The organism is Actinoplanes sp. NPDC051513 (assembly GCF_044454685.1).
Taxonomy (GTDB): Bacteria; Actinomycetota; Actinomycetes; order Mycobacteriales; family Micromonosporaceae; genus Actinoplanes.
In genome coordinates this window covers 96497-119063 of the sequence record NZ_JBITDW010000007.1, presented here as the reverse complement: position 1 = coordinate 119063, position 22567 = coordinate 96497, and the positions used below count along the sequence as shown (strand labels likewise).

21 protein-coding genes are annotated in these 22567 nt (G+C 71.6%); 10 read left to right on the top strand and 11 right to left on the bottom strand.

Annotated elements, in window-relative coordinates; translation table 11 throughout:
• Positions 1–21 precede the first annotated feature (21 nt).
• Positions 22–1317 (bottom strand): ferric reductase-like transmembrane domain-containing protein, encoded by a 1296-nt coding sequence (locus ACIA5D_RS23545; RefSeq protein WP_396032309.1) that lies wholly within the window; start codon positions 1315–1317, stop codon positions 22–24.
• A gap of 278 nt (positions 1318–1595) precedes the next feature.
• Here ACIA5D_RS23545 and ACIA5D_RS23540 point away from each other — a divergent pair, with 278 nt between their 5' ends.
• Both ACIA5D_RS23540 and ACIA5D_RS23535 read left to right on the top strand, forming a co-directional pair.
• Entirely contained in the window at positions 1596–3245 is a 1650-nt protein-coding gene (locus ACIA5D_RS23540; protein ID WP_396032308.1) for a cellulose binding domain-containing protein, read from the top strand.
• Positions 3246–3424: 179 nt separating this feature from the next.
• Positions 3425–4156: an L-type lectin-domain containing protein gene (locus tag ACIA5D_RS23535; RefSeq protein ID WP_396032307.1), complete on the top strand. Its 732-nt coding sequence runs from the start codon at positions 3425–3427 to the stop codon at positions 4154–4156.
• On the opposite strand, the gene ACIA5D_RS23530 is transcribed toward ACIA5D_RS23535, so the two are convergent.
• The 4 genes from ACIA5D_RS23530 to ACIA5D_RS23515 all read right to left on the bottom strand — a co-directional run bounded on the left by ACIA5D_RS23530 (position 4137) and on the right by ACIA5D_RS23515 (position 9819).
• Positions 4137–5042 (bottom strand): LD-carboxypeptidase, encoded by a 906-nt coding sequence (locus ACIA5D_RS23530; RefSeq protein ID WP_396032306.1) that lies wholly within the window; start codon positions 5040–5042, stop codon positions 4137–4139. The two genes, ACIA5D_RS23535 and ACIA5D_RS23530, sit on opposite strands and share 20 nt — an antisense overlap.
• 136 nt (positions 5043–5178) lie before the next feature.
• The gene (locus ACIA5D_RS23525; RefSeq protein WP_396032305.1) at positions 5179–6708 is read right to left on the bottom strand and encodes a hypothetical protein; all 1530 of its coding nucleotides are present in this window, start codon (positions 6706–6708) and stop codon (positions 5179–5181) included.
• A complete protein-coding gene (locus ACIA5D_RS23520) occupies positions 6705–8006 on the bottom strand; it encodes a hypothetical protein (protein ID WP_396032304.1) in 1302 nt (433 codons plus the stop codon). The genes ACIA5D_RS23525 and ACIA5D_RS23520 overlap by 4 nt, the downstream gene beginning before the upstream one ends.
• A 61-nt stretch (positions 8007–8067) precedes the next feature.
• Complete coding sequence (locus ACIA5D_RS23515; protein ID WP_396032303.1) at positions 8068–9819, bottom strand: DUF4331 domain-containing protein; 1752 nt, start codon at positions 9817–9819, stop codon at positions 8068–8070.
• A gap of 130 nt (positions 9820–9949) precedes the next feature.
• On the opposite strand from ACIA5D_RS23515, the gene ACIA5D_RS23510 reads away from it, so the two are divergent.
• Both ACIA5D_RS23510 and ACIA5D_RS23505 read left to right on the top strand, forming a co-directional pair.
• Positions 9950–11173, top strand: a complete 1224-nt coding sequence (locus tag ACIA5D_RS23510; protein WP_396032302.1) for a sensor histidine kinase — start codon at positions 9950–9952, stop codon at positions 11171–11173.
• Complete coding sequence (locus tag ACIA5D_RS23505; RefSeq protein ID WP_396032301.1) at positions 11161–11835, top strand: response regulator; 675 nt, start codon at positions 11161–11163, stop codon at positions 11833–11835. Before ACIA5D_RS23510 ends, ACIA5D_RS23505 begins: the two co-directional genes overlap by 13 nt.
• Positions 11836–11861: 26 nt before the next feature.
• On the opposite strand, the gene ACIA5D_RS23500 is transcribed toward ACIA5D_RS23505, so the two are convergent.
• On the bottom strand, positions 11862–11993 hold the full coding sequence (locus ACIA5D_RS23500; RefSeq protein WP_396032300.1) for a hypothetical protein: 132 nt from the start codon (positions 11991–11993) through the stop codon (positions 11862–11864).
• A gap of 183 nt (positions 11994–12176) precedes the next feature.
• Here ACIA5D_RS23500 and ACIA5D_RS23495 point away from each other — a divergent pair, with 183 nt between their 5' ends.
• Complete coding sequence (locus ACIA5D_RS23495) at positions 12177–13349, top strand: acyl-CoA dehydrogenase family protein (protein ID WP_396032299.1); 1173 nt, start codon at positions 12177–12179, stop codon at positions 13347–13349.
• On the opposite strand, the gene ACIA5D_RS23490 is transcribed toward ACIA5D_RS23495, so the two are convergent.
• Both ACIA5D_RS23490 and ACIA5D_RS23485 read right to left on the bottom strand, forming a co-directional pair.
• Positions 13302–14501, bottom strand: coding sequence for a sensor histidine kinase (locus tag ACIA5D_RS23490; protein ID WP_396032298.1), 1200 nt, complete (start codon positions 14499–14501; stop codon positions 13302–13304). The genes ACIA5D_RS23495 and ACIA5D_RS23490 overlap by 48 nt on opposite strands.
• Positions 14502–14504: 3 nt before the next feature.
• Positions 14505–15146, bottom strand: coding sequence for a response regulator transcription factor (locus tag ACIA5D_RS23485; protein WP_396032297.1), 642 nt, complete (start codon positions 15144–15146; stop codon positions 14505–14507).
• 87 nt (positions 15147–15233) lie between these two features.
• Between ACIA5D_RS23485 and ACIA5D_RS23480 the strand changes: the two genes are divergently transcribed.
• From ACIA5D_RS23480 to ACIA5D_RS23460, 5 genes are read left to right on the top strand one after another with little or no spacing between them, the layout of a single operon-like run.
• Positions 15234–15731, top strand: coding sequence for a hypothetical protein (locus tag ACIA5D_RS23480; protein WP_396032296.1), 498 nt, complete (start codon positions 15234–15236; stop codon positions 15729–15731).
• On the top strand, positions 15731–16786 hold the full coding sequence (locus ACIA5D_RS23475) for an efflux RND transporter periplasmic adaptor subunit (protein ID WP_396032295.1): 1056 nt from the start codon (positions 15731–15733) through the stop codon (positions 16784–16786). Before ACIA5D_RS23480 ends, ACIA5D_RS23475 begins: the two co-directional genes overlap by 1 nt.
• Positions 16783–17469, top strand: coding sequence for an ABC transporter ATP-binding protein (locus ACIA5D_RS23470; protein WP_396032294.1), 687 nt, complete (start codon positions 16783–16785; stop codon positions 17467–17469). The genes ACIA5D_RS23475 and ACIA5D_RS23470 overlap by 4 nt, the downstream gene beginning before the upstream one ends.
• On the top strand, positions 17450–18658 hold the full coding sequence (locus ACIA5D_RS23465; protein ID WP_396032293.1) for an ABC transporter permease: 1209 nt from the start codon (positions 17450–17452) through the stop codon (positions 18656–18658). The genes ACIA5D_RS23470 and ACIA5D_RS23465 overlap by 20 nt, the downstream gene beginning before the upstream one ends.
• A gap of 42 nt (positions 18659–18700) precedes the next feature.
• Entirely contained in the window at positions 18701–19570 is an 870-nt protein-coding gene (locus ACIA5D_RS23460) for a hypothetical protein (protein ID WP_396032292.1), read from the top strand.
• On the opposite strand, the gene ACIA5D_RS23455 is transcribed toward ACIA5D_RS23460, so the two are convergent.
• From ACIA5D_RS23455 to ACIA5D_RS23445, 3 genes are all read right to left on the bottom strand, one after another.
• Positions 19540–20679, bottom strand: coding sequence for an aromatic ring-hydroxylating dioxygenase subunit alpha (locus ACIA5D_RS23455; RefSeq protein ID WP_396032291.1), 1140 nt, complete (start codon positions 20677–20679; stop codon positions 19540–19542). The two genes, ACIA5D_RS23460 and ACIA5D_RS23455, sit on opposite strands and share 31 nt — an antisense overlap.
• 62 nt (positions 20680–20741) lie before the next feature.
• Positions 20742–21302 (bottom strand): HD family hydrolase, encoded by a 561-nt coding sequence (locus ACIA5D_RS23450; protein ID WP_396032290.1) that lies wholly within the window; start codon positions 21300–21302, stop codon positions 20742–20744.
• On the bottom strand, positions 21248–22432 hold the full coding sequence (locus tag ACIA5D_RS23445) for a helix-turn-helix domain-containing protein (protein WP_396032289.1): 1185 nt from the start codon (positions 22430–22432) through the stop codon (positions 21248–21250). The genes ACIA5D_RS23450 and ACIA5D_RS23445 overlap by 55 nt, the downstream gene beginning before the upstream one ends.
• Positions 22433–22567: the final 135 nt, after the last annotated feature.

Sequence of the window (22567 nt, the reverse complement as noted above, 5' to 3'; positions counted from 1 at the left end):
GGCGCCTACCAGGCGAGGCGCCTACCAGGCGAAACGCTCCCGATGCAGCCTCGCCTGCGGCACGCCCAGCTCCCGGGCCGACCGCAGCACCGCCGCCGTCCAGGCGTCCGGCCCGCACACGTACACGTTGTGGTGCGCGATGCCCGGCGCGAGCGAGCGCAGCGCCTCGGTGTCGGTGTACTCGGCGAACGCCATCGGCAACCACGACCCGTCGGCCAGCCGGGGGCCGACCAGCGGGACGACCCGCACGCCCCGGTCGCGCTCCAGGCGCTCCAGTTCCGACAGGAACACCACCTCGTGCGGGTGCCGCGTGCGGTAGACCAGCGTCGCCTTCCCGTAGTCGTAGGGAAGATCCCACAACAGCGCCAGCAGGGGCGTCACGCCGATCCCGCAGGCCAGCATCGTCACCGGGCCGCCGGAGTAGTTGTCGGCGGTCATCCGGCCGTACGGTCCCTCGATCAGCGCGCGCGTGCCGGGCCGCAGCGTCGCCACGCGGGCGCTGCCGTCGCCGACCGATTTCACGGTGATGCGCAGGCGGTCGCCGTTGGGGCGGCCGGAGAGCGAGAACGGGTTGCCGTGCAGGACCCGCGAGCCGTCGAGGAAACGCCACACGAAGTACTGCCCGGCGCGGGCCGGCAGGTCTTCGAGGTGGTGGCCGCGCAGGTAGACCGAGACCAGGCCGGGCGCTTCGGTCACCACCTCGTCGACGGTGAGCCGATGCCGCAGCGTGCGCCACACCGGCAGCCCGATCCGGAAAATCAGGGTGGAGGTGGCCGCAATCGCATAAAGAGCCCACCAATAGGCCTTCGCCGCGCCGGAGCGGAAATCGCTCCCGAGCAGTATTTCGTGTGGCAGAGCGAACAGCACGCCCAAATAGGCATAGAGGTGCAGCAGATGCCACGACTCGTATCGGAGCCGGCGGCGCACCCGGCGGAGCGAAGTCACCACGACCAGCACAAAAGCGAAAAGCGACAAAAATGCAAAAACAATGCTCTTGTACGTGACCAGGAGCGTCCACGTCTGTGCGAGCAGACCGGTGCCCGCGCGCTCGGCCCGCCCCACGATGGCCAGCACCACGTGCAGAAGCAGCAGGTGGAACGAGGTGAAGCCGGTCCACCGATGCCAGGTGGCCAGCGTGTCCTGCCCGTACGTGCGCTCGAGCCACGGAATGCGGGCCATCAGCACGACCTGGATCAGCAGCAGGTCGGCCGACCACAATGCGGCGAGCCGGCCGGCGGCCGCGATGCCTCCCGGCGCCTCGCCCAGACCGGTCAGCCAGAGCGCGGTGACGACCGACAGGCTGAATGCCGCCGTCATTCTCGCCGCAACCCGCACGGCGAATGAAACTACAAACAAAGGAGGCCTTTGCGCAGGCCCTGTGATGAATTAGACGCTTGTCGGGAAGGTCGTTATCGCATCCTGCCGTGCCGGTCCGGCATGGGTGACCGGTTCCGAAAGTTTCGATCGCCAGCTCCGGAAGTTTCCGAGAAGTATTGACTTGTTTCGATGTCGGGTCGGAGACTTGGGCGAACTCGCCCGGGAGCGCTCCCAAGCCCCGGGGCGGGAGATCCCCTCATCCCCGAAGGAGAGCCCCAGTGACCACCGGCTCGGGCCGCTCCATCCGCCGATCGACGATCGTCGCCCTCGCGGCGGCCCTCGCGATCGGCGGAGCGGTAACGGCAATCCCCCACAGCACACCGGCGTTCGCCGCGACCGGCGTCGAGGACGAGGGCGCGGCCTGCGCGGTGCCCGCTCTCCCCGACGCGGGCTCGCTGCCCACCAACGCGAAGCTCCCCGACCCCTTCAAGAAGCTCGACGGAACGCGGATCACGAGCACCGCCGACTGGACCTGCCGGCGCGAAGAGATCAAGAAGCTGTCCGAGAAGTTCGTCTACGGCGAGAAGCCCGGCAAGCCGCAGAGCGTCACCGGCGCAGTCTCGGCTACCAACATCACCGTGAACGTCTCGAACCAGGGCAAGAGCGCCAGCTTCTCGGCCTCGGTGAGCCTGCCCAGCGGCACCGGCCCGTTCCCCGCCGTCGTCGTCCTCGGCGGCTTCGGCGCCGACACCTCGACCATCAGGGCCGCCGGCGCGGCGGTCATCAATTACGACCCGTACGCGGTCGGCAAGGAAGGCACGCCGCGCAACAACAAGCAGGGCGCGTTCTACACGCTGTACGGCTCGTCGAGCCCGACCGGCCTGCTCATGGCGTGGGCCTGGGGCGTCAGCCGGATCATCGACGTGATCGAGCAGTCCGGCGGCAATGTCCTGCGCGCCGACGCGACCGGCGTGACCGGCTGTTCGCGGTTCGGCAAGGGCGCCTTCGTGATCGGCGCGTTCGACCAGCGCATCGCCCTGACCATGCCGATCGAGTCGGGAAGCGCCGGCGCCCCGATCTTCCGCGGCATCCCCGGCGAGGGCGCGCAGAGCCTGAGCAGCGCGTACGGCGAGCAGCCGTGGCTCGGCGACGCGTTCGGCTCGTTCACGAGCGCGCCGAACCGGCTGCCGATCGACACGCACGAGGTCGTGGCGATGTTCGCGCCGCGCGGCCTCTTCGTCATGGACAACCCGCACATCGCCAACCTCGGCCCGAAGTCGGCGAGCGTGGCGGCCCTGGGCGGCGCCGAGGTCTACAAGGCGCTCGGGGCGGGCGGCAACATCACCTATTGGTCCGACATCGCGGACGGCACGCACTGCGCGAACCGGCCCGAGTGGCGCGACCCGCTGACCCAGAACATCAGGAAGTTCCTGGTCGGGAACGGCAGCTACACGGGCCAGATGCGGATCTCCAGCAAGGCGCAGGGCCGGCTGTCGGACTGGGTCGACTGGACCACCCCGGTGCTGGGAAACCAGCCGACCACGCCGCCGACGACTCCACCCACCACGCCGCCTGCAACCCCGCCCACCACGCCGCCGACGACCCCGCCGACGACCCCACCCACGACGCCGCCGACTGGCGGATGCTCGGCCTCGGTGGCGCTCAACTCGTGGACCGGCGGCTTCGTGGCGACGGTGCGGGTGACCGCCGGATCGTCCGCGGTCAACGGCTGGCATGTGAGCCTGACGCTGCCGTCAGGCGCCGCCATCACCAACGCCTGGAACGCCAACCGCAGCGCGAGCAGCGGCCCGGTCCAGTTCACCAACGTCGGCTACAACGGCCAGATCCCGGCCGGCGGCTACACCGAGTTCGGCTTCCAGGCGACCGGTAGCGGCGCCGCCATGACACCCACCTGCACGTCGCCCTAGAGATCGAGCACGAGGCGCGGGCCGCGCGAGACGCAGATGAGCATGCGTCCTGCGCGGCCCGCTGTTGATTCCCCGGATATGCGGCCTGAGGTTGCCATTCGCGTCACGCGGCCGGGTTCGCTGCCATACGTTGGGCCGGTTCGGACAGGTCGAATTCCCCGAAACGGAGACCGGATCAAATGTCTTACCGCCAACGGGCGAAGGGCTGCATCCTGACCGTCGCCCTCTCGCTCGTCGCCGCCGCTACGCCCGGCGTGGCCCTGGCTGCCGACGGGCCGCCCACGCTGATCGACTACCCCGCCTTCCTCGACGCCGGCACGCTGAGCCTCAACGGCACGGCCGCGATCGAGCCGCAGAGCCAGGTCCTGCGTCTGACCGGCGGCGGCTACCGGCAGGAGGGCGCGGCCTGGGCGGCCCAGCAGATCGACCTCACGCGGTCGTTCGAGACCACGTTCCGGGCGTACCTGCACGCCGGGGCGAACAAGGCGGACGGCATCGCCTTCCTCGTCCAGTCGGCAGGTCCGCGAGCGCTCGGCAGCTGGGGCGGCGGCCTCGGCTACCGCGGCATCCGGCAGAGCGTCGCCGTCGAGCTCGACGACTACCCCAACCCGGGCGATCCCGCCACCGACCACGTCGGCGTCGTGCTCCGGGGCAATCCGGACTACCACCTCGCGACCGCGCCGACCGGGATCCCGTTGTACGGCACCCCGTTCTCGGTACGGGTCTCCTACGACGCGCCCACGCACGCGCTGACCGTTTACGTCGGCGGGGACCAGCCGACCCTCAGCACGACCGTCGACCTGGCCGGCGAGGTCGGCCCGACGGCGTGGGCCGGATTCACCGGCGCGACCGGGGACGCCACGTCGACGCAGGACATCCTGTCCTGGAGTCTCACGTCGCCGACCGCCTGACGTACGCGGCCTGCACCACCAGGGTTCCGGCGTCGGCGTCGAGCACGGCCCGCACGCCCAGGCCCACCGCCGTCTGCCGCTCGCCGTGGCCGATCGGCAGGCCGCCGAGCACCGGAATCTTCTCGCCCAGCTGCTCGGCCAGCACCTCCTCGGCCGTGCGTGGGTAGGTCTCGTCGGCGCAGCGGATGAACTGTCCGATCGCGACACCCGCGAGCCCGTCGAGCCACCCGGCCCGCCGCAGCTGCACGAGTGATCGGTCGATCCGGTAAGGCGCCTCGTTCACGTCCTCGATCAGCAGGATCGCCCCGCGCAGGTCGGGCCGGTGCCGGGTGCCGGCGGTGGCGGCCAGGATCGTCAGGTTCCCGCCGAGCAGCACGCCTTCGGCGCGGCCACCGACGCGTACGGGGAAGGTGCTCTCCGCCGGATCGGCGGCCACCTCGATCGGCTCGCCGCTCATCAGCGCCCGCCGTGCCTCGTCGGCGCCCCGGAACAGATGACCGGCCGTGGGCCCGTGCACGGTCGGCAACCCCGCCTCGCACCAGAGCGCGACGTGCAGCGCGGTGATGTCCGAATACCCCATCATCGGCTTGGGATCGGCCCTCGCCGCGACGAAGTCGACGTCGTCGACGATCCGCTGGAGGCCGTAGCCGCCGCGCAGGCAGAGGATCCCGCGGACGGCCGGGTCACGCAGCGCGTCGTTGAGGTCGGCGAGGCGCTCGGCGTCGGTGCCGGAGTGGAACGAGTGCCGGCCTCGCGCGTGCCGGCCCACCCGGGTCTTCAGACCCCAGCTCTCGACCACCCGCACGGCCGCGGCGAGTTCCTCGGCGCCGATCGCGCCCGACGGCGCGACCAGCGCGACCAGATCCCCGACCCGCAGCCTCTCCATGATCGGAGCGTAGGCCTGACCACGCCCGGCGGCGACGATGTCGCGGATCACGCCGGTCCGGTGGCCGGCGGCGGGCGTCGGCAGGTCGCGGCCTCCGGCGTCGAGCGAGGCGGTCGGCGGGTCGCGGCCGCGGGCGTCACGCGACGGCCCGGACGCCCATGCCGAGGCCGACCAGGACGACCAGGGCGGCGGTGGCGGTGGGAGCTCCGGCGGAGACGCGGGTGGTCAGGCGGGTGAGCAGCCCGCCGAGGCGGGCGGCGCGGGAGCCGCGGGTGGCCAGGTCGCCCAGCTTGCGCTGGGCGACGACCAGCAGAAGGCCGACGGCCGTGAGAGTGCCGGCCATGCCGATTCCGTACGCGAGGACGAGCAGCACGCCGAGCCCCGCGCGGCCCAGGCCGATCGCGCCGAGCAGCACCACCAGCGCCGACGGGCTGGGCACCAGGCCACCGGCCAGCCCGATCCCGGCCAGCCCGAGCCGTCCACCCGGCCGGTGATGGTGATGCCCATGGCTGTTTCCGCGCCCGTGGGCGTGCCCGTCATGGGCGTGATCGGCAGGGCGGGTGTGATCGGTGGCGTGAGTGTGATTGGTCGCGTGAGTGTGATTGGTGGCGTGGGCGTGGTCGGCGGCGTGGTGGTGCGTGTGGCCGTGGCCGTGGCTGTGGCCTGCGGGGGAGCGGCGGGCGCGACGGGCCGAGATCAGCATGCCGATGCCTACGGCGATCACCACGACACCGCTGAGGGCCCCCAGCCAGGACAGCAGCTGTTCGCCGGCGAGGGCTGTCGACGTGCTCAGGAGGAGTCCCACCGCCAGGACGCCGCCGGTGTGGGAGAGCGTCACCGTGCCGCCCACCGCCAGCGCGTCCCGGATGCGGCCCCGGCGGCCGGCGAAGTACGCCGCCATGACGGTCTTGCCGTGGCCGGGCAGGGCCGCGTGCGCCGCGCCCAGCAGCAGCGCCAGCAGGAAGGCCAAGGCCACCACGACCGGCGTCAGATGGCCGCCGACCAGCGACTCGACCCGGGTCTGGGCCGCGGTCAGCCAGGAGGGTCCGGCGATGGCGGGCCGCTCGGGGGCATCGGCCGCGGCCGGCGACCCGGCCGCGCCGCCGACCTTGATGGTGGCGGTGCGGACGTCGGGGACCGAGGTCAGCAGGTCACGGGGGTACGAGGTGAGACGGGCGCTCACGCTGTCAGTGGGAAGCGCCGTCTGGATCCGTACGCCATCGGCACGCGCGGTGAGCTCGCGCCAACCCACCCGGCCGGACCGGTAGTGGTTGTCGACCTGCAAGGTCGTCGCGGTCGCCGGGGCCGTCAGCGAGCAGGAGAGTCGGCCCGTGGACAGGCCGCCCGCGCCGGGCATGACCTGGTAGCCGGGCGCGGCGACCGTCCAGGTGAGACGGTTGCCGTCGGCGGTCACGGCGAACGCGTCGGCGTAACGGCCGCACTCCGCGGTGGCGTAGGCGGCCCGCTCGGCGTCCGACAGCGTGCCGTTGTGGTCCGTGTCTATGACCGGCTTCTCCTGCAGGGTCGGTATCTCGGCCACGTCGGCGAGGGCCAGCACCTCGACCCGGTCGGCGCGCACGGTCAGCTCGGCGTACTGGTTGATCGAGAAGTTGTTGATCGGGTGAGCGAGCACGCCCGCCACGAGGGGCACGACGAGCTGGATCATCGGGAGCCTCCGAGGGCGGCGAGCGCGCGGCCGGCGTTGGGTCCGTCGACGGGCGAGAAGTACGGGTTGGTGTCGAGCGCGCGGGTCAGCTCGGCGCGGGCCTCGGCGCGGTGGCCGAGGGCCAGCTCGATGACGCCGAGGTGATACGCGTACGTGGACGGGTGCGCCCCGCCCGAGACAGCCTGCTTCGCGTACGTCAGCGCCTCGGCGTCGCGGCCGGCGGTGTGCAACGACCAGGCCAGGGTGTCGGCGACGTCGGGGTGGTGGCGGCGGTTCCACTCGGCGCGGGCGGCGGTGACGGCGTCGGCGGAGCGGCCGGTCGCGAGCGCCAGCGCGGCCGTGGCGAGACCGTCCTGGCCGCCGTTGGCGGTGAACAGTTGCTGCGCGGCGCGTGCCAGCGACAGCTGCTCTTCGGCCTGCGCGGCGCGCCCGGCGACGTTGAGCAGCTCGGCGTACTCGATCAGGTAGGACGGGCCGGGCAGGCGGGCGGTGAGGTCGGCGTAGTCGCTCAGCGCGCCGGGCAGGTCGCCCTGGGCGGCGCGGACCCGGGCGCGGCCCCGCTGGGCGGCGATCGAGGCGGGATCGGCGGCGAGCGCGGCGGCGTACTCGTCGGCGGCCGCGCGCAGGTCGCCGCGGCCGAAGGCGAGGTCGCCGAGCTGGGTGCGGCAGAACGCGGCGTCGTGCGGGTCGACCGCGTCGTTCAGGGCGCGCCGCATGAGGGCGGTCGCCTCCGGGATGCGGCCGCGCAGCTCCAGGTCGTAGGAGGCGCGGGCGTACGCGGCGAGCCCGGGCCGGGTGTCGAGCATGCGTTGCACGGCGTCGGTCGCGCCGCGGGCGTCGCCGAGCTGGGTCAGCGCGTCGGCCAGCACCCCGTAGGCGTCCGCGTCGGCGGTGTCGACGCGCAGCGCGGCGCGTGCCTGGTCGCGGGCGGTGGCGAAGTCGTGGCGGGCGTTGGCGAGCGCGCCGAGCACGACGAGCGCGTCGCCGTTGCCGTCGCGGCGCAGCGAGAGGGACTTGCGGGTGGCCTGCTCGGCCTGGGGGTAGAGACCGGGGTCGGCGGTGACCCGGGCCTGCTCGAGGTAGGCGGCGCCGAGCGCCGACCATCCGGCCCAGTCGCCGGGCACGTCGCGCAGGTGCTGCTGGGCGCGGGCGACCCGGCCGGCCAGCAGGTCGGTCTGCTGGGCCACGGTCTGCGCGGCCGGCCGCTCGGTCCGGGGGCGGAAGGCGATGTTGGCGACGGTGAGCACCGCGGCCGCTAGCGCGGCGGCGATACCCAGGCGAATCAGGGTGCGGCGCATGGTGCTCCTCCTTATTTTCAAGCAGGTGGGCGCACCAGCTGGTGCGCCCACCTGCGCGGGGTTACATCCGGGTCGTCTGCTCGGGATCGAAGATGGGCTGCTGCGGCGCCGGACGGCGGCGCCGCCGCATGAAGGCGAAGAGGCCGAAGGCGAGGATCAGGGCGCCGAAGCCGGTGGCGCCGGTCGCGTACGCCACGGGTTTGGTCATCCAGGTCCCGCTGTCGGTGCTCTCGGCCGAAGCGGGCTCGGCGGCGTCCGGAATACCGGCCCCGGGAGCCGCGGCGGCGTCGGACTGGTCGGTGTCGGGAAGCCCGGCCCCGGCCGCACCGGTGTCGGCGGACGGATCGGTCGACGGCGGAGCCGCCTGCTGAGCGGCCGGCGGGGCGGCGGCGCCACCCTGCGAGTTGACCGCCACCGAGTTGGGCAGCGCGAGGTACGGGAACTTCCCGCCGAACTGCTGGTTGTTGGCGTCCACCTTGTCGCCGGTGGCCAGCGCGTCGACCAGCTTGCCGGTCTGCGCCGCCCCGACCAGGGCCTGCAGCTCGATGTCGACCACGTCGTCGGTGAGCCGCCGCCCGTTCGGGAAGCCCTGCAGGTCGCCGCCGAGCACCCCGAGCCGGTTGGGCTGCGCGGTCACCGGCACCGACAGGTTCAGCCGCAGCTGTTCGGACGGCGTGAACTTGCCGGCCGACACGTCGGCGTTGTTGAGCTGCGAGTTGAGGTCCGCCTTGATCGGCCCACCGGCCTTGGTGGTGATGCCGGTCAGGAAGATCTCCACCAGGTCGTTGCGCGGCGTCGCGGGCGCCGGGATCTGGTAGATCTGCTGGAGCAACTGTGGCACCTCGGGATTGGTAACCCGCTTGACCAGGGCCGGAATCTTCGCGTCCCGCTCGGGCGGGGTCGCGTTGAACGTGTCCTTGAGCCCGGCCGGCACGACCACCTCGTTGACCAGCGGGTTGCCCAGGCGCGAGACCTGAACCTTGCCGCCGTACGAGGAGCCGTCCGCGACCCGTACGCGATCCCGCTCGGTCGTCGTCCAGACGCCGACCACCGGGTTGCGCTTCGCGTCGCCCTTGAGCGCGACGTCCTTGAACGGCACCTGGATGGCGATGGTGTTCACGTTGTACCCGGACAGGGTGTCCTGGCCGGTCTCGCTCAGGTCGCCGCCGTACACCAGGTCGAAGACCCGCAGGTCGAGGAAGAACGGGTCGTCGGCCTGGCCGGCGAAGGTCTTCCAGCCGCCGGGCAGCGTGCGGGTGGCCTGCGACCGCAGCGCGCCGTAATTGGGCATGGAGGCCGGGCCGACCCGGGACGGCGCGACCGGAACGCCCGTGGCCCGCGTCTTGAACGGCTGCCCGTTGAACGACGACTCGAGCGTGTAGGTCTGCTTGAACAGCAGGTTCTCGTCGTCGAGAGAGGTGACCGGGCCGTTGTTGTAGAGGAACGTGTTGTTGCCGCGCTTGTCCTGGTTCTGGAACTTCCAGCGGAACACCGCGTCGGGCTTGGCGTCCCCGTCGTTGTCGACCTTGATCGTGTACGTGGCGTCGGTCGCGAACGGATAGAAGTTGGGGCCGCCGTTGGGCTCCTCGAACGGCTGCCAGTTGGCGATGAGCGTGACGTAATCGGGGCGCTCGGGGCTGACGAACGCGTACAGGTCGGTGTTGTCGATCGCCGGGTCGGCGGCGACCAGCGGCGCTTCCCGGTGGCTCGACGCCGTGGCGGCGCCGGGACCGAGCGCGTACACCGAGCCGGCGAGCAGCACGCTCACGCCGAGCGCAGCGGCCACACGCGCGGTCGTCGGTTTGACGGTCATGTCGTGTCCTTCCGTGCCGGTGACTTCTCGGCACGAGTTCGCGCCCGAGGGGCCCTCGGCTCGGTGGTTGTGAGATTCCCGTCGGCGACCCATCCGCGGTGTGACGGGCGACGAAGCTACCCTCAGGCTTGTGACACCTCCGGCCCGCGTGCGCCGCGCCATCGATGGCCTTGGGCGTCTCGTCGGGGGCCTGGGCACCGCGGTGCTCGCGATCTGCGCGCTGGTCTGGGTCGTGATCGTGGCGCTGCTCTGCCTGACCGGGGTCGGTCTGTTGCTGGTGCCCGGCGCGCTGCGCGCGGTGCGGACGGTGGCCGACCGCGAGCGGGGGCGGCTGACCCGCTGGGGTCCCGAGGTCATCCCGCCCGACCCGATCCCGAGCGGCCGGCTCGCCGGCCTACGCGACCCCGCCGTGCACCGGGAGCTCGGCTGGCTGGTCGTGCACGCCACCGTCGGCCTGGTCGTCGGGCTGTTCGGACTGGCCGTGCCGCTCTACGCGGTGCAGGACCTGACCTTCCCGCTGTGGTGGCAGCTGATCCCGCCCGAGGAGGGCAGCCCCACCCTCATCTTCTGGGCGATCCGCACCTGGCCCGACGCGCTCGCCGTCGCTCTGGTCGGCGTCGCCTGGCTGCTCGTCGGACTCGTGGCGCTGCCCTGGCTGGCGCGCCTTCAGGCCTGGCCTGGGCGCCGGCTGCTCAAGGCCTCGGCCGACGTCGACCTCTCGCTGCGGGTGGCGCAGCTGACCGCCACCCGAGCCGCCGCGCTGGACGCGCACGCCGTCGAGCTGCGCCGCATCGAGCGGTCGCTGCACGACGGCACCCAGAACCGCCTGGTCGCGGTCAACGTGCTGCTCGGCGCGGCCCGCCGTCAGCTGGCCCGTGACCCGTCGGCGGCCGACGAGATCCTCGCCCGCGCCCAGGACGCGACCGAACAGGCCCTCGCCGACCTGCGCTCGGTGGCCCGCGGCATCCTGCCGCCGGTGCTCGCTGACCGGGGTCTGGCCGGGGCGATAGCGGGCCTCGCCGGCGCCAGCGGGGTGCCGTGCGCGGTCGACGTGCAGATGCCCGGGCGGTGCGCGGCGTCGGTCGAGGCGACGGCATACTTCGTCGTGGCCGAGGCACTGACCAATGTGGCCAAGCACAGCGGAGCGTCGAGCGCCAAGGTCGCCGCGCGTCGCGAGGGCGACCGGCTCGTGTTGCGCATCGACGACGACGGGCACGGCGGCGCGGACGAGAGCCGCGGGTCCGGGCTCGTCGGCATCCGGCGGCGGGTCGAGGCGCACGACGGACGCCTGTCGCTGACCAGCCCGGCCGGAGGGCCGACGACCATGCGGGTGGAGCTGCCATGCGGATCGTGATCGCCGAGGACGACGCGCTGCTGCGGGAGGGGCTGGCGCTGCTGCTGCGGGCCGAGGGGCTCGAGGTGGTGGCCACCGCCGACTCGCCGGCGCCGTTCCTGGCGGCCATCGAGGAGCACCGGCCCGATGTGGCGATCGTCGACGTGCGGATGCCGCCCAGCCACACCGACGAGGGCATCGTCGCCGCGGTCGAGGCCCGGCGCCGGCAGCCCGGGCTCGCGGTGCTGGTGCTTTCCGCGTACGTCGAGCAGGCCTTCGCGACCGAGCTGCTGGCCGACGGCGCGCACCGCGTCGGCTACCTGCTCAAGGAGCGGGTGGGCCGGGTCGAGGAGTTCCTCGGCGCCCTGCGCCGGGTGGCGGACGGCGGCACGGCCATCGACCCCGAGGTGGTCGCCCAGCTGATGAGCCGCAGCCGGCCCGGCGGGGCGCTCGAGCGGCTGAGCCCCCGCGAGCGCGACGTGCTGGCGCTGATGGCCGAGGGATTGGGCAACGCGGCCATCGCCGACAAGCTGGTGGTCACCGAGGGGGCGGTGCACAAGCACATCCGCAGCATCTTCGCCAAGCTCGACCTGGCGCCCGACGACCGCGCGGACCGTCGCGTCACCGCGGTGCTGCGCTATCTGGAGGCCGGCTGGAAGCCGTACGGCAGCTCCAGGCGGTGACGTTCCAGCCATCGCACTCGGTGACCTCATGTCGCAGGTGTGCCCGGCCGGGTCCGTAGCGACCACGCGCCGCCGGTGGGGATGACGAGCACGGCGGCGAGCAGCACCGTGCCGCCGAGGGCGGCCAGCATCGCGATGCGGTCGAAGGTGGGGAACATCGCCAGGTGGGTGGCGTGGAAGGCGAAGTGCAGGACGCCGAAGATCAGCCACGACGCCTGCCGCCGGACCTGCGCGAAACGAACCTGTGGAGCATCCCGCGCCGGGTCGACGGGGTGGTCAAGGGATGACCGCAGCAGAATGGGAGAACCCGCTCACGGAGGCCGGCCCCTGAAGGAGATCCGATGACCATCGACCCGCTCGACCCCGCCGGCATCGACCAGGTGCTCACCGAGGAGGAGCGCGCCGTCCGCGAGACCGTCCGCGACTGGTGCGCCGATCGGGTGCTGCCGCACGTCGGCGACTGGTTCGAGCGCGGCGAGCTTCCCGAGGTCAGGAGCCTTGCGCGGGAGCTCGGCAAGATCGGGGTGCTCGGCATGCACCTGACCGGCTACGGCTGCGCCGGGATGAGCGCGGTCGCCTACGGCCTGGCCTGCGTCGAGCTGGAGGCCGCCGACTCCGGCCTGCGCTCGCTGGTCAGCGTGCAGGGCTCGCTCGCCATGTACGCGATCCACCGGCACGGCAGCGAGGAGCAGAAGCAGCGGTGGCTGCCGGCGATGGCCGCGGGCGAGGCGATCGGCTGCTTCGGCCTCACCGAGCCCGATGCCGGCTCCGACCCGGCCTCGATGCGCACCCAGGCGCGCCGCGACGGCGACGACTGGGTGCTCACCGGGCGCAAGATGTGGATCACCAACGGGAGCGTCGCCGACGTGGCGGTGGTCTGGGCGCAGACCGACGAGGGCATCCGTGGCTTCGTCGTGCCCACGGACACCGATGGTTTCGCGGCGCCGCTGATCAAGCACAAGGGCTCGCTGCGCGCCTCGATCACCAGCGAGCTGGTGCTCGACCAGGTGCGACTCCCCGCCGACGCGGCCCTGCCCGAGGTGCGCGGCCTGCGAGGCCCGCTGTCCTGCCTCAACGAGGCCCGCTACGGCATCATCTGGGGCGCGCTCGGCGCCGCCCGGAGCTGCTACGCCGTGGCCCTCGACTATGCCGGCAGCCGCAGCCAGTTCGGCAGCCCGATCGCGTCGTACCAGCTCACCCAGGCCAAGCTGGCCGGCATGGCGGTCGAGCTGGCCAAGGGCGGGTTGCTGGCGCTGCACCTGGGCCGGCTCAAGGACCGCGGTGTGCTTGCCCCCGAGCAGGTCAGCCTCGGCAAGCTCAACAACGTGCGGGAGGCGCTGGAGATTTGCCGCGCGGCCCGCACGATCCTGGGCGCCAACGGCATCTCGTACGAGTACCCGGTGATGCGCCACATGGCCAACCTCGAGTCGGTGCTCACCTACGAGGGCACCACCGAGATGCACACGCTAGTGCTCGGCCAGGCCTTGACCGGCCATGCCGCCTTCCGCCATTGACAACACCAGTTCGCGTACGCCGGGAAAAGTCACCTCGATGCGAAGGCCGCCCTCCGGACCGGGTTCCGCCTCGACCACCGCTTCGTGGGCGGCCGCGATCGCCCGCACGATCGACAGGCCGAGCCCGTGGTGCCCGGCCCGGCCGGCGCTGCGATCGAGGCGCTGGAACGGCTCGAACAGGTCATCGACCCGCTCGGCCGGGATCAGCGTCCCGGTGTTCGCGACGGTGAGCACCGCGCGGCCGTCGCGCACCCCGGTGCTCACCTCGACCGACCCGCCCGGCACGTTGTACGCGATCGCGTTGTCCACCAGGTTCGCGACCAGCCGCTCGACCAGCGCGGGATCCCCGGTCGTCCAGGCCGAGTCGATGCGCGGCTCCAGCCGTACACCCTCGTGAAGAGCGGCCATCCGCCCGGCCGTCACCGTCCGCTCGGCGATCTCGGAGAGATCGACGTGTTCGCGCTGCGAGAGCCCGCGCTCGCTGCCGGCCAGCGTGAGGAGCGATTCCAGCATCGCCGCCTGCTGCTGGCGCAGCTCCAGCAGGCGCTCGCAGAGCGACCGGTACTGCGGCAGCGTGGCCGTTCGGTCGGTCAGCGTCTCCTCGATCAGCGCGTGCTCGAGGGTGAGCGGGGTGCGCAGCTCGTGTGCGGCGTTGGCGACGAAGCGCTTGTGCGCGTCGAGCGCGGTCTCCAGCCGATGCAGCAGGCCGTCCACGGTGTCGGAGAGGTCCTTGAGCTCGTCGCGCGGCCCGGTCGCGGCCAGCCGGTCGTGCACGTTGCGGGCCGAGATGCGCTGGATCGAGGCGATCATCGAGCGCAGCGGGCGCAGGATGCGGCCGGCCATCAGCCAGCCCAGCACCAGCGCGAGGACTGTCATGATCGCCAAGGCGACGCCCGAGTAGGTCAGCAGCGATTGCAGGGTCTCCTGGTGCTGCCGCTCGGCCTCGGCCCGGGCCCGTTCGGTGAGGTCGTCGAGAAAGTCGGCCGGCGGTAGCGGGGCGCCGTCGGCGTTGAAGTTGCGCAGCACCACGCTGCGCTTCGTGTTCGAGACCAGCAGGTAGGTGATCGTCAGCAGCGCCGCGCCGCTCACCACGAACAGGCCGCTGTAGAGCAGGGTGAGCCGGGCGCGCACGGTCTTCTTCACTAGCGGCATGGCTCAGATCCGGTATCCGGCGCGGGTGACGGTCGCGATCAGCGGTGGCTCGCCGAGCTTGCCGCGCAGCCGGTTGATGGTCGCCTTCACCGTGGTGGTGAACGGGTCGGCGGCCTCGTCCCAGACCCGTTCCAGCAGCTCCTCGGCCGACACGACGCGGTGGTCGGCGGCCAGCAGGTATTCCAGCACCGCGAACTCCTTCGGGCTCAGCGCCAGCCGTACCCCGGCGCGGGTGGCGACCCGGCGCGCCGGGTCGAGCTGGAGATCGTCGTGCGCGAGCACGGTGGGCACGGCCGGCTGGGAGCGGCGGCCGATGGCGCGCAGGCGGGCGATCAGCTCCGCGTACGCGAAGGGTTTGGGCAGGTAGTCGTCGGCGCCGAGATTGAGCCCCTCGACCCGGTCGGCCAGCGTGCCCGACGCGGTGAGCATCAGCACCCGCGGTCCGGAGATCTGGCGGCAGACGTCGTCGCCGTGCACCACCGGGATGTCCCGGTCGAGCACCAGCACGTCGTAGTCGGTCGCGATCGTGCGCTCGAGGGCGGCGCCGCCGTCGTACACGACGTCGACGGCCATGCCCTCGCGGCGCAGCACCCGCCCGATCGAGTCGGCCAGCTCGGCCTGATCCTCCACCACCAGCACGCGCATAGGCCCAGCCTGCCCGATCCGATGTCACACCGAGGTCACCATCGCGCGGACCGGCGTGTGACTGCCGGATCCGTAGAACTTCTCGGCATGCGAATGAGAACTGTTTTCTCGATCGGCCTGCTGGCGCTCGGGCTCAGCCTGGCCGGGTGCGGCGGCGGCGACGATCCGGCCGCGCAGCCCTCGACGGCGAGCACCGAGAACAAGGCCGTGAAGTATTCCGAGTGCATGCGCCAGAACGGCGTGCCCAGCTTCCCCGACCCGGACGCCAACGGCCGCATCCAGCTGAGGGCCGAACCGGGCAGCGACCTCAACCCGCAGAGCGACACCTTCAAACAGGCCCAGGAGAAGTGCAAGGAGTACGCGCCGGAGGGCGCCGGCGCGCAGGGGAACCCCCAGCAGCAGGCCGACATGCTCAAGTTTGTGCAGTGCATGCGGCAGAACGGCGTGCCGAACATGCCCGACCCGCAGGCCGACGGTGGGATGATCATCGGGCAGGGCTCCGGGGTCGACCCCAACTCGCAGGCATTCAAGGACGCGCAGACGAAGTGCCGGGACCAGCTCCCCGGCGGGGCGGCCGGCAGCTGATGGGACGCCTCCTCAAGTACGGCGCGGCGCTGCTCGGCGTGGCCGCGCTCGCGGTCGGCGGGGTGTTCTGGTCGCGCTCGGCCTCCGGCGGGACGGCCCCGCTCACGACTGGCGCCACCGCCGGTGGCGTCGCCACCGCGCAAGTCCAGCAGGGCTCGCTCAACGGGCAGGTCAGCCTGACCGGCACCCTCTCGTACGCGAAGCAGGCCGACGGCAGCGACTATCCGATCGTCAACCAGGCGGCGGGCACCTACACCAAGCTGCCGGCGGCCGGCCAGATCGTCTCCTGCGGCCAGGTCCTGTACTGGGTCGACGACCAGCCGGTGCTGCTGCTCTGCGGCGGCCGGCCGTTCTACCGCGACCTGTCCCGGGGAGACGAGGGCTGGGATGTCGCCATCCTCAACAAGAACCTGCGCGACCTCGGCTACGACGCCGACGACGGCGACGATTTCACCTGGGAGACGGCGGCGGGACTCGACGACCTGCTCGACGATGACGATCTGGAAAGAGCGGACGCCGTGGTGCTGCCCGGCCCCGTACGGATCGCCGGCGTGACCGCCCAGCTCGGCGGCCGGGCCGGCCCGGGCAGCCCGCTCGGCTCGGCCGTCACCACCCGCCGCGAGGTCGAGGTGAAGCTGAGCGCGTCGCAGCAGGCCCAGGTCAAGGCCGGCAACAAGGCGACGATCACGCTGCCGGACAACAAGGTGACCACCGGCAAGGTCAGCCGGATCAGCACGGTCGCCGAGATGGACAAGGAGGGCAACGTGACCATCCCGGCCTACCTGACCCTCGACAAGCCCAAGGACGCCGGGACACTGGACGCCGCCGAGGTGCGGGTGCAGATCACCACCGCCGGGGTGAAGAACGCCCTGAAGGTGCCCGTCACCGCGCTGATCGGCACGGACGGCGGCGGTTTCGCGGTCGAGCGGGTCGACGCGGCCGGGGCGCGCCAAACGGTTCCGGTCAAGCTCGGCATGTTCGACGACTCGTCCGGGATGGTGCAGGTCACCGGTGACCTCGAGGCCGGCGACCGAGTGGTGGTGCCGTCGACATGAGCGAGCCCGTCCTCGAGCTGGTGAACGTCGTGAAGGCGTACGGGGAAGTGTCGGTGCTGCACGGGATCGACCTGCGCGTCGGCGCCGGCGAGCTGGTCGCAGTCGTCGGGCCGTCCGGCTCCGGCAAGTCGACCCTGCTGCACATCATGGGCACACTCGAGCGCCCGACCAGCGGCGTGGTGCGGATCAACGGGGTGGACGCGGCCCGGCTCGGCGACCGGCAGGTGGCCGACGTCCGGGCCCGCGACATCGGCTTCGTCTTCCAGCAGTTCTTCCTGGCCGCGCACGCCACGGCCCTGGAGAACGTGGCCGACGGCATGCTCTACGCCGGGGTGCCGGCCCGGGCCCGGTGCCGGCGGGCCACCGAGGCGCTCGAACGGGTGGGCCTGTCGCACCGCGCGCATTTCAAGCCGGCCAAGCTCTCCGGCGGCGAGCGGCAGCGGGTGGCGATCGCCCGCGCGCTGGTCGGCCGACCGGCGATCGTGCTGGCCGACGAACCGACCGGCAACCTCGACAGCGCCACCGGGGCGAGCATCGTGTCGCTGCTCCACGAGCTCAACGCGGGCGGGGCGACGATCATCGTGATCACCCACGACCACGATCTGGCGTTGGAGATGCCGCGCCAGGTGCAGGTGCTGGACGGGCGGATCGTGAGGGACAGCCATGCGGCTTCGGTTCTCTGACCAGGCAAGGGTCGCGAGCATCGGGGTACGGGCCCGGAAGGTGCGTGCCGGGCTTTCCGGGCTCGGCATCGCGATCGGGGTGGCCGCGATCGTGGCCGTGCTCGGGCTCTCCTCGTCGTCGCAGGCCGGCCTGCTCGCCGAGATCGACCGGCTCGGCACCAACCTGCTGACCGCGGGCGCCGGGCACTCGTTCGGCGGCGAGGCCGCCCCGCTGCCGCTCGAGGCCACCGCCCGGGTCGGCAACCTGGACGGGGTCGAGACGGTCGCGCACACCGCCGTGATCGATAGCGCCAAGGTCTACCGCTCCCCGCTCATCCCGGAGGTGAGCACCAACGCGCTGTCGGTGCGAGCGGCCAGCCTCAACCTGCCGTCGGTGGTGGCGGCGGACGTCGCACAGGGGCGCTGGCTGAACGAGGCCACCGCCACCCAGCCGGTCGCGGTGCTCGGGGCGTCGGCGGCCAAGCGGCTCGGCTTCGACCGGGTCATTCCCGGCCGGCGGGTGTGGCTGGGCGGGCAGTGGTTCTACGTCGCCGGGATCCTGGCGCCGTCCGCGCTTGCCGGTGAGTTGGACAGCAGCGTCCTGATCGGATACCCGGCGGCGCAGCGCTACCTCGGCTACACCGAGATGGCGGCCGGTAAGGCGGTGGCCGGGCCGCCCGCGACGCTCTACGTGCGGACCGGCACCGACCGGGTCGACGCGGTGCGGGGGGTGCTGGCCCAGACGGCCAACCCGGAGGCGCCCAACGAGGTCGACATCAGCCAGCCGTCCGACGCGTTGACCGCGCGGGCCGCCGCCGAGGGCGCGTTCGACAGCCTCTTCCTCGGGCTCGGCGTGGTCGCGCTGATCGTGGGTGCGGTCGGCGTCGCCAACATCATGATTATCTCGGTGCTGGAACGGCGTTCGGAGATCGGCCTGCGACGGGCGCTCGGCGCCACCCGGCGGCAGATCCGGGCACAGTTCCTGGCCGAGGCGATCCTGCTCACCGTCTTGGGTGGCGCGTTCGGGGTGGCGTCCGGCATGGCCGCCACCGTGATCTACGCCCAGAGCAAGGGGTGGCAGGTGGTGGTGCCGGTCGAGGCGTGGGTCGGCGGGATCGTGGCGGCCGTCGTGATCGGCGCGATTGCCGGGCTGGTGCCGGCGCTGCGGGCGGCGCGGCTCTCGCCGACGGAGGCACTTCGGACGGCGTGAAGGGGCCTATCCGGTCACGTTACTCGCTGGTAACGTGACCGGATGTCACCCTCCGAGAGAGACATGACCGCCGCGGCGCGCGGCGGCTTCCTCCTTCCGCTGGCGTTCTGTGCCGGCCTCCAGGTGCTTGTCCTGTTCGTCCTCGGTGGACGCGGGTTCGCCTGGACCTTCCGGTCGCCGCTGTCCGCAGCGACGATGGGAGCGGGATATCTGGGCGGTCTGGCCATGCTCGTCGCCGCCTCGCGCTTGCGTCGCTGGGTCGACGTACGCGTCGCGTACATGAGCACGCTCTTGCTCATGATTTTGATGCTCGCGGTGACACTGCGGTACCGAGGGGAGACCCATCTCGGCGGCGGCGACATCGTGGCCTTCGGCTATGCGTGGGGTTGGCTGCTCGTGCACATCGTCGCGGTGATCGCGGGTGTCGCGCTGCTGATCGGGCAGTTGCGGGCGCCGGGCCGGCCCTCGCCGCGGGCCGAGCCGCGGGTCTGGTTCACGGTGCTGCCGGTGGCGCTGGTCGCGGCGATCGGCGGGGCAACCGGGCTGCTGGCGCTGATCTTCCCGGGTTCCGTCGCGGGGATGTGGCCGTGGCCGGTGTCCGAGCTCGACGTGTCGGCGCTCGGCGCGTGGGCGCTGGTGTTCGGGCTCGGCTCGGTGCTGGCGATCCGCGAGGGCGATCCCGACCGGCAGCGGGTGGGCGCGATCAACTACCTGGTGGCGGGCGGCGCGGCCGTGGTGGCGTTGCTGCTGCACGCCGGCGAGGTGACCTGGGCGTCGGCGTACGCGTGGCTTTATCTGATCTCGATGATCGCGCTGGCGCTCACCGGCGCGGTGGGCTGGCTGATGGCCGGTCCGGCGGAGCTATGGACCTCGCCGCGCCTCTATGCCAGGTCGAGGCGGCCGCTCGCGTAGGCCCGCGCGATCAGCGTCGTCCACCGGTACACCGCGTCCTCGTTCGGGGCGAGCGGTCCCGGCCGGAAATGCGGGGAGCCGACGCCTCGCTGGACGGACTCGCACGCGGCCCAGTCCTGGCGGTTGGTGAGGTCCCAGAAGTCGACCGCGTACGCCGGATCGGTGATCTCCTCGGGGAAGTACCAGCGGCACTCGACCTCGGTCACGCCCGGTGCCACCGGCCACAGGCGGTGCGTCATCACGTAGTCGGGGTGGGCCGAGACCAGCAGGTTCGGGAACAGCGCGATGTAGCGCACAGTGCGTTGCGGCGCGCCGTCGATGAACACCCCCGCGCCCCGGCCGTCGACCGACATCGTCTCGGCGTGCTCCCGCAGATCCATCGAGCCACCCACCCACGCGCCCGGCAGATCCCAGTTGTCGCCCGAGTTGGGCGGCGAGACGCGGCACAGCTCGGGATGGATCTGCGGGCAGTGGTAGCACTCCTGGTAGTTCTCGACGATCACCTTCCAGTTGGCGGCGACCCGGTAGTCGTGCGCCGCCCGCAGCCGCAGCTCCGCCGACCGGTACGGACGCAGCAGGCCGTCCAGCTCGCCGAGGTGCTCGGCGAACGGCGGCGCGCTCCCGTCGGCGTTCACGAACAGCCAGCCCTCCCACACCACCGCGGGCAACTCGACCAGGCCGTGCTCGGCCGGATCGAAGTCGGCCAGCTCGCGCATGGCGGTCGCGGTGCTCAGCGTGCCGTCGAGGCGGTAGGCCCAGCCGTGGTACGGGCACACCACGGCGATCCGGTCGGCCGCCCCGCCCTCCGGCAGCAGCTCATGCCCGCGGTGCCGGCACACGTTGGCGAACGCGCGGACGGTTTCCTCGTCGAACGTGAGCAGCACACCGATGCCGCCCACGGTCAAGGCCTGCTGGCTCTGCCCTTGGCGAACCTCGTCGGCACGGCCCAGGCAGACCCACGCTCCGGCGAACAACTGGCGCTGCTCCCACTCGAAGATCTCGCGGCCGGTGTACGCGGCGGCGGGCAGCATGCGGGACTGGCCGAACGGCCGCAAGACGGCGTCGAGCGCGCTGGGATCGATCGGGGCCGTGGGGGTGGACTGCGCCATGCGACCAGTCTGCCCTCACTCGTGCGGCGGGGACATCGGCTCCCGGTTGTAGAACCGCGCGGTCAGCGGTCACGCCACGACAGCGGCGACATGTTGACGGCCGCCTCGGCGATGCGACGGCTGGTCTCGGTATAGAGGTCTTTGCGTGCCGAGTCGATCCAGCCATCCGTGCGCTGCACCCCGGCATCGCGGTATTCGACGGCTTGCAGCAGCATGTCCAGCTTGTCGGCGTCCTTTGCGCATCGGGCCTCGAGGGTCTGGCGCGACTCGTATTCGTCCACGGCGCCACGGACCAGCTCGCGGGATCGCCAAGGAAGCCCCTGTGTCTGATCGACGGTGATCTGGCGCGGATCAGGCTTGGCCAGGTAGGCGGTCGCGGTGTGCGGCAGGTCGCCGGTGCGTGTTTCTTGGCTGTCGTGCCACAGGGCCAAGAACGCCGCTCGTGCGGGGTCGGCTCCCTCCTCGGCTGCGATGAGTGCGGCCAGCTGAGCTGCACGCATCGTGTGATCGGCGATTGACTCGGGGTCGCTTACGCCTGCGTGCCACCAGCCAGAGCGCCGGACGCGTTTCAGCAGCCCGAGTTCATACGCGAATTCGGCGAGCCCTTCAGCGTCCTCTGGCACGTTCGTTCCCCTAACCGGTCAGCGATGCGTAATGCGTATTGGAGTCCCGCGAGCTGATCACGTTCGTGGCGATCCAGGGCGTTGCTGGACGCGAGCCTATCGAGTACCTCGGCTAGGGAACTGCGAGTGGCAGGGGCCCCGCTGAGCAAGGACGGACGGGACGCCACCAGCGTGTGCACGGTTGAAAGATTCAGCGGAAGGTGAGGCGACGCGGGGTCGAGGCGGTGCAGTAGGTGCTGGATCATCCGGACACCGGTCCATGATCGCGTATCTGCCTGCAGCATGAACGTGTCGCTTGTCTGCTCGTCGCTGAGTTCTCCGATCCAGTACGCCCAATAGTTCAGGTTCGCGATCTCTTCGGTCTGGCTTTTCATGTGACCGACGAAGTCGTGGAGGTAGGTATTGTCGCCGGTCACCGCCAGGGCAACAGATGCGGAGCGGGCCTCCAGGAGTTCCGTGATGTTGCCTTCTGCCGGCCGTCGGCGGCACGCGCGTTTCCACTCGGCGCGGAGCCACTCGACCGCTTCCGGCCGGCCATCGAAGCCGAGCAGATACACCGCTTGGCGGCGGAGTAGGGCCTCGTTGGTGTGCTTGGCGCGTTCCGCGATGGTGAGGAGATGGTCGAGAAGGCGAGTTCGTTCTTCCGTGGTCAACATGGGGTGGGTGGGCATGGGACCACGGCGAGGGGTCCGGGGCACGAACTCGCGCAGGTGCTGTGGCGTGTTCCCAAGGATCGGCCACAGGATGAGGTTGGTGATCGTCCAGCGGTGAACGCTCGCTGCCAGTGGATGGCCGTCCGGGCTGATCCAGGTGGCGCCGGCGGCAACACCAGTCGCCAGGACCTGATCTGCCTCGATGGCCTCACGAAGGTGACGCCCGGTGGACGCGGGGGCTCCCATGCGGGACAGACGACTGCACATGCGGAGAAAGTCGCCGGCACCAACCGCCGAAAGCGGTCGGCGACCCGACTCCCAACCCTGGACCGTGGTGACATCGACGCCTAGGACTTCGGCGAATCTATCTTGCGTCATGGCGGCAGACTGCCGCGCAAGTCGCAACACGAAGCCTGAAATAAGGCCGGACGCACGCGAACTCTGACCGCCAGTCAGTGTACCCAAACTGCGTGCCATGACGCCCCTCCTGGCGTTCTCATTCCTTGCCGTCCACCCGTACTCGTGGTCAGTTCCGTGCTCCAATTCCTGATCGTACCGTGATGCAGTCAATCAAAAGGAAATGCCGTTGACGAGCAGAACGACATCGATTCG

Bases quoted from the DNA above. Each gene is read 5' to 3' on its own strand.
- ACIA5D_RS23545 (WP_396032309.1), bottom strand. From the start codon at position 1,317: ATGACGGCGGCATTCAGCCTGTCGGTCGTCACCGCGCTCTGGCTGACC.
- ACIA5D_RS23535 (WP_396032307.1), top strand. From the start codon at position 3,425: ATGTCTTACCGCCAACGGGCGAAGGGCTGCATCCTGACCGTCGCCCTC.
- ACIA5D_RS23530 (WP_396032306.1), bottom strand. From the start codon at position 5,042: ATGGAGAGGCTGCGGGTCGGGGATCTGGTCGCGCTGGTCGCGCCGTCG.
- ACIA5D_RS23525 (WP_396032305.1), bottom strand. From the start codon at position 6,708: ATGATCCAGCTCGTCGTGCCCCTCGTGGCGGGCGTGCTCGCTCACCCG.
- ACIA5D_RS23520 (WP_396032304.1), bottom strand. From the start codon at position 8,006: ATGCGCCGCACCCTGATTCGCCTGGGTATCGCCGCCGCGCTAGCGGCC.
- ACIA5D_RS23515 (WP_396032303.1), bottom strand. From the start codon at position 9,819: ATGACCGTCAAACCGACGACCGCGCGTGTGGCCGCTGCGCTCGGCGTG.
- ACIA5D_RS23505 (WP_396032301.1), top strand. From the start codon at position 11,161: ATGCGGATCGTGATCGCCGAGGACGACGCGCTGCTGCGGGAGGGGCTG.
- ACIA5D_RS23500 (WP_396032300.1), bottom strand. From the start codon at position 11,993: ATGTTCCCCACCTTCGACCGCATCGCGATGCTGGCCGCCCTCGGCGGC.
- ACIA5D_RS23495 (WP_396032299.1), top strand. From the start codon at position 12,177: ATGACCATCGACCCGCTCGACCCCGCCGGCATCGACCAGGTGCTCACC.
- ACIA5D_RS23490 (WP_396032298.1), bottom strand. From the start codon at position 14,501: ATGCCGCTAGTGAAGAAGACCGTGCGCGCCCGGCTCACCCTGCTCTAC.
- ACIA5D_RS23485 (WP_396032297.1), bottom strand. From the start codon at position 15,146: ATGCGCGTGCTGGTGGTGGAGGATCAGGCCGAGCTGGCCGACTCGATC.
- ACIA5D_RS23480 (WP_396032296.1), top strand. From the start codon at position 15,234: ATGCGAATGAGAACTGTTTTCTCGATCGGCCTGCTGGCGCTCGGGCTC.
- ACIA5D_RS23475 (WP_396032295.1), top strand. From the start codon at position 15,731: ATGGGACGCCTCCTCAAGTACGGCGCGGCGCTGCTCGGCGTGGCCGCG.
- ACIA5D_RS23470 (WP_396032294.1), top strand. From the start codon at position 16,783: ATGAGCGAGCCCGTCCTCGAGCTGGTGAACGTCGTGAAGGCGTACGGG.
- ACIA5D_RS23465 (WP_396032293.1), top strand. From the start codon at position 17,450: ATGCGGCTTCGGTTCTCTGACCAGGCAAGGGTCGCGAGCATCGGGGTA.
- ACIA5D_RS23460 (WP_396032292.1), top strand. From the start codon at position 18,701: ATGTCACCCTCCGAGAGAGACATGACCGCCGCGGCGCGCGGCGGCTTC.
- ACIA5D_RS23455 (WP_396032291.1), bottom strand. From the start codon at position 20,679: ATGGCGCAGTCCACCCCCACGGCCCCGATCGATCCCAGCGCGCTCGAC.
- ACIA5D_RS23445 (WP_396032289.1), bottom strand. From the start codon at position 22,432: ATGGCACGCAGTTTGGGTACACTGACTGGCGGTCAGAGTTCGCGTGCG.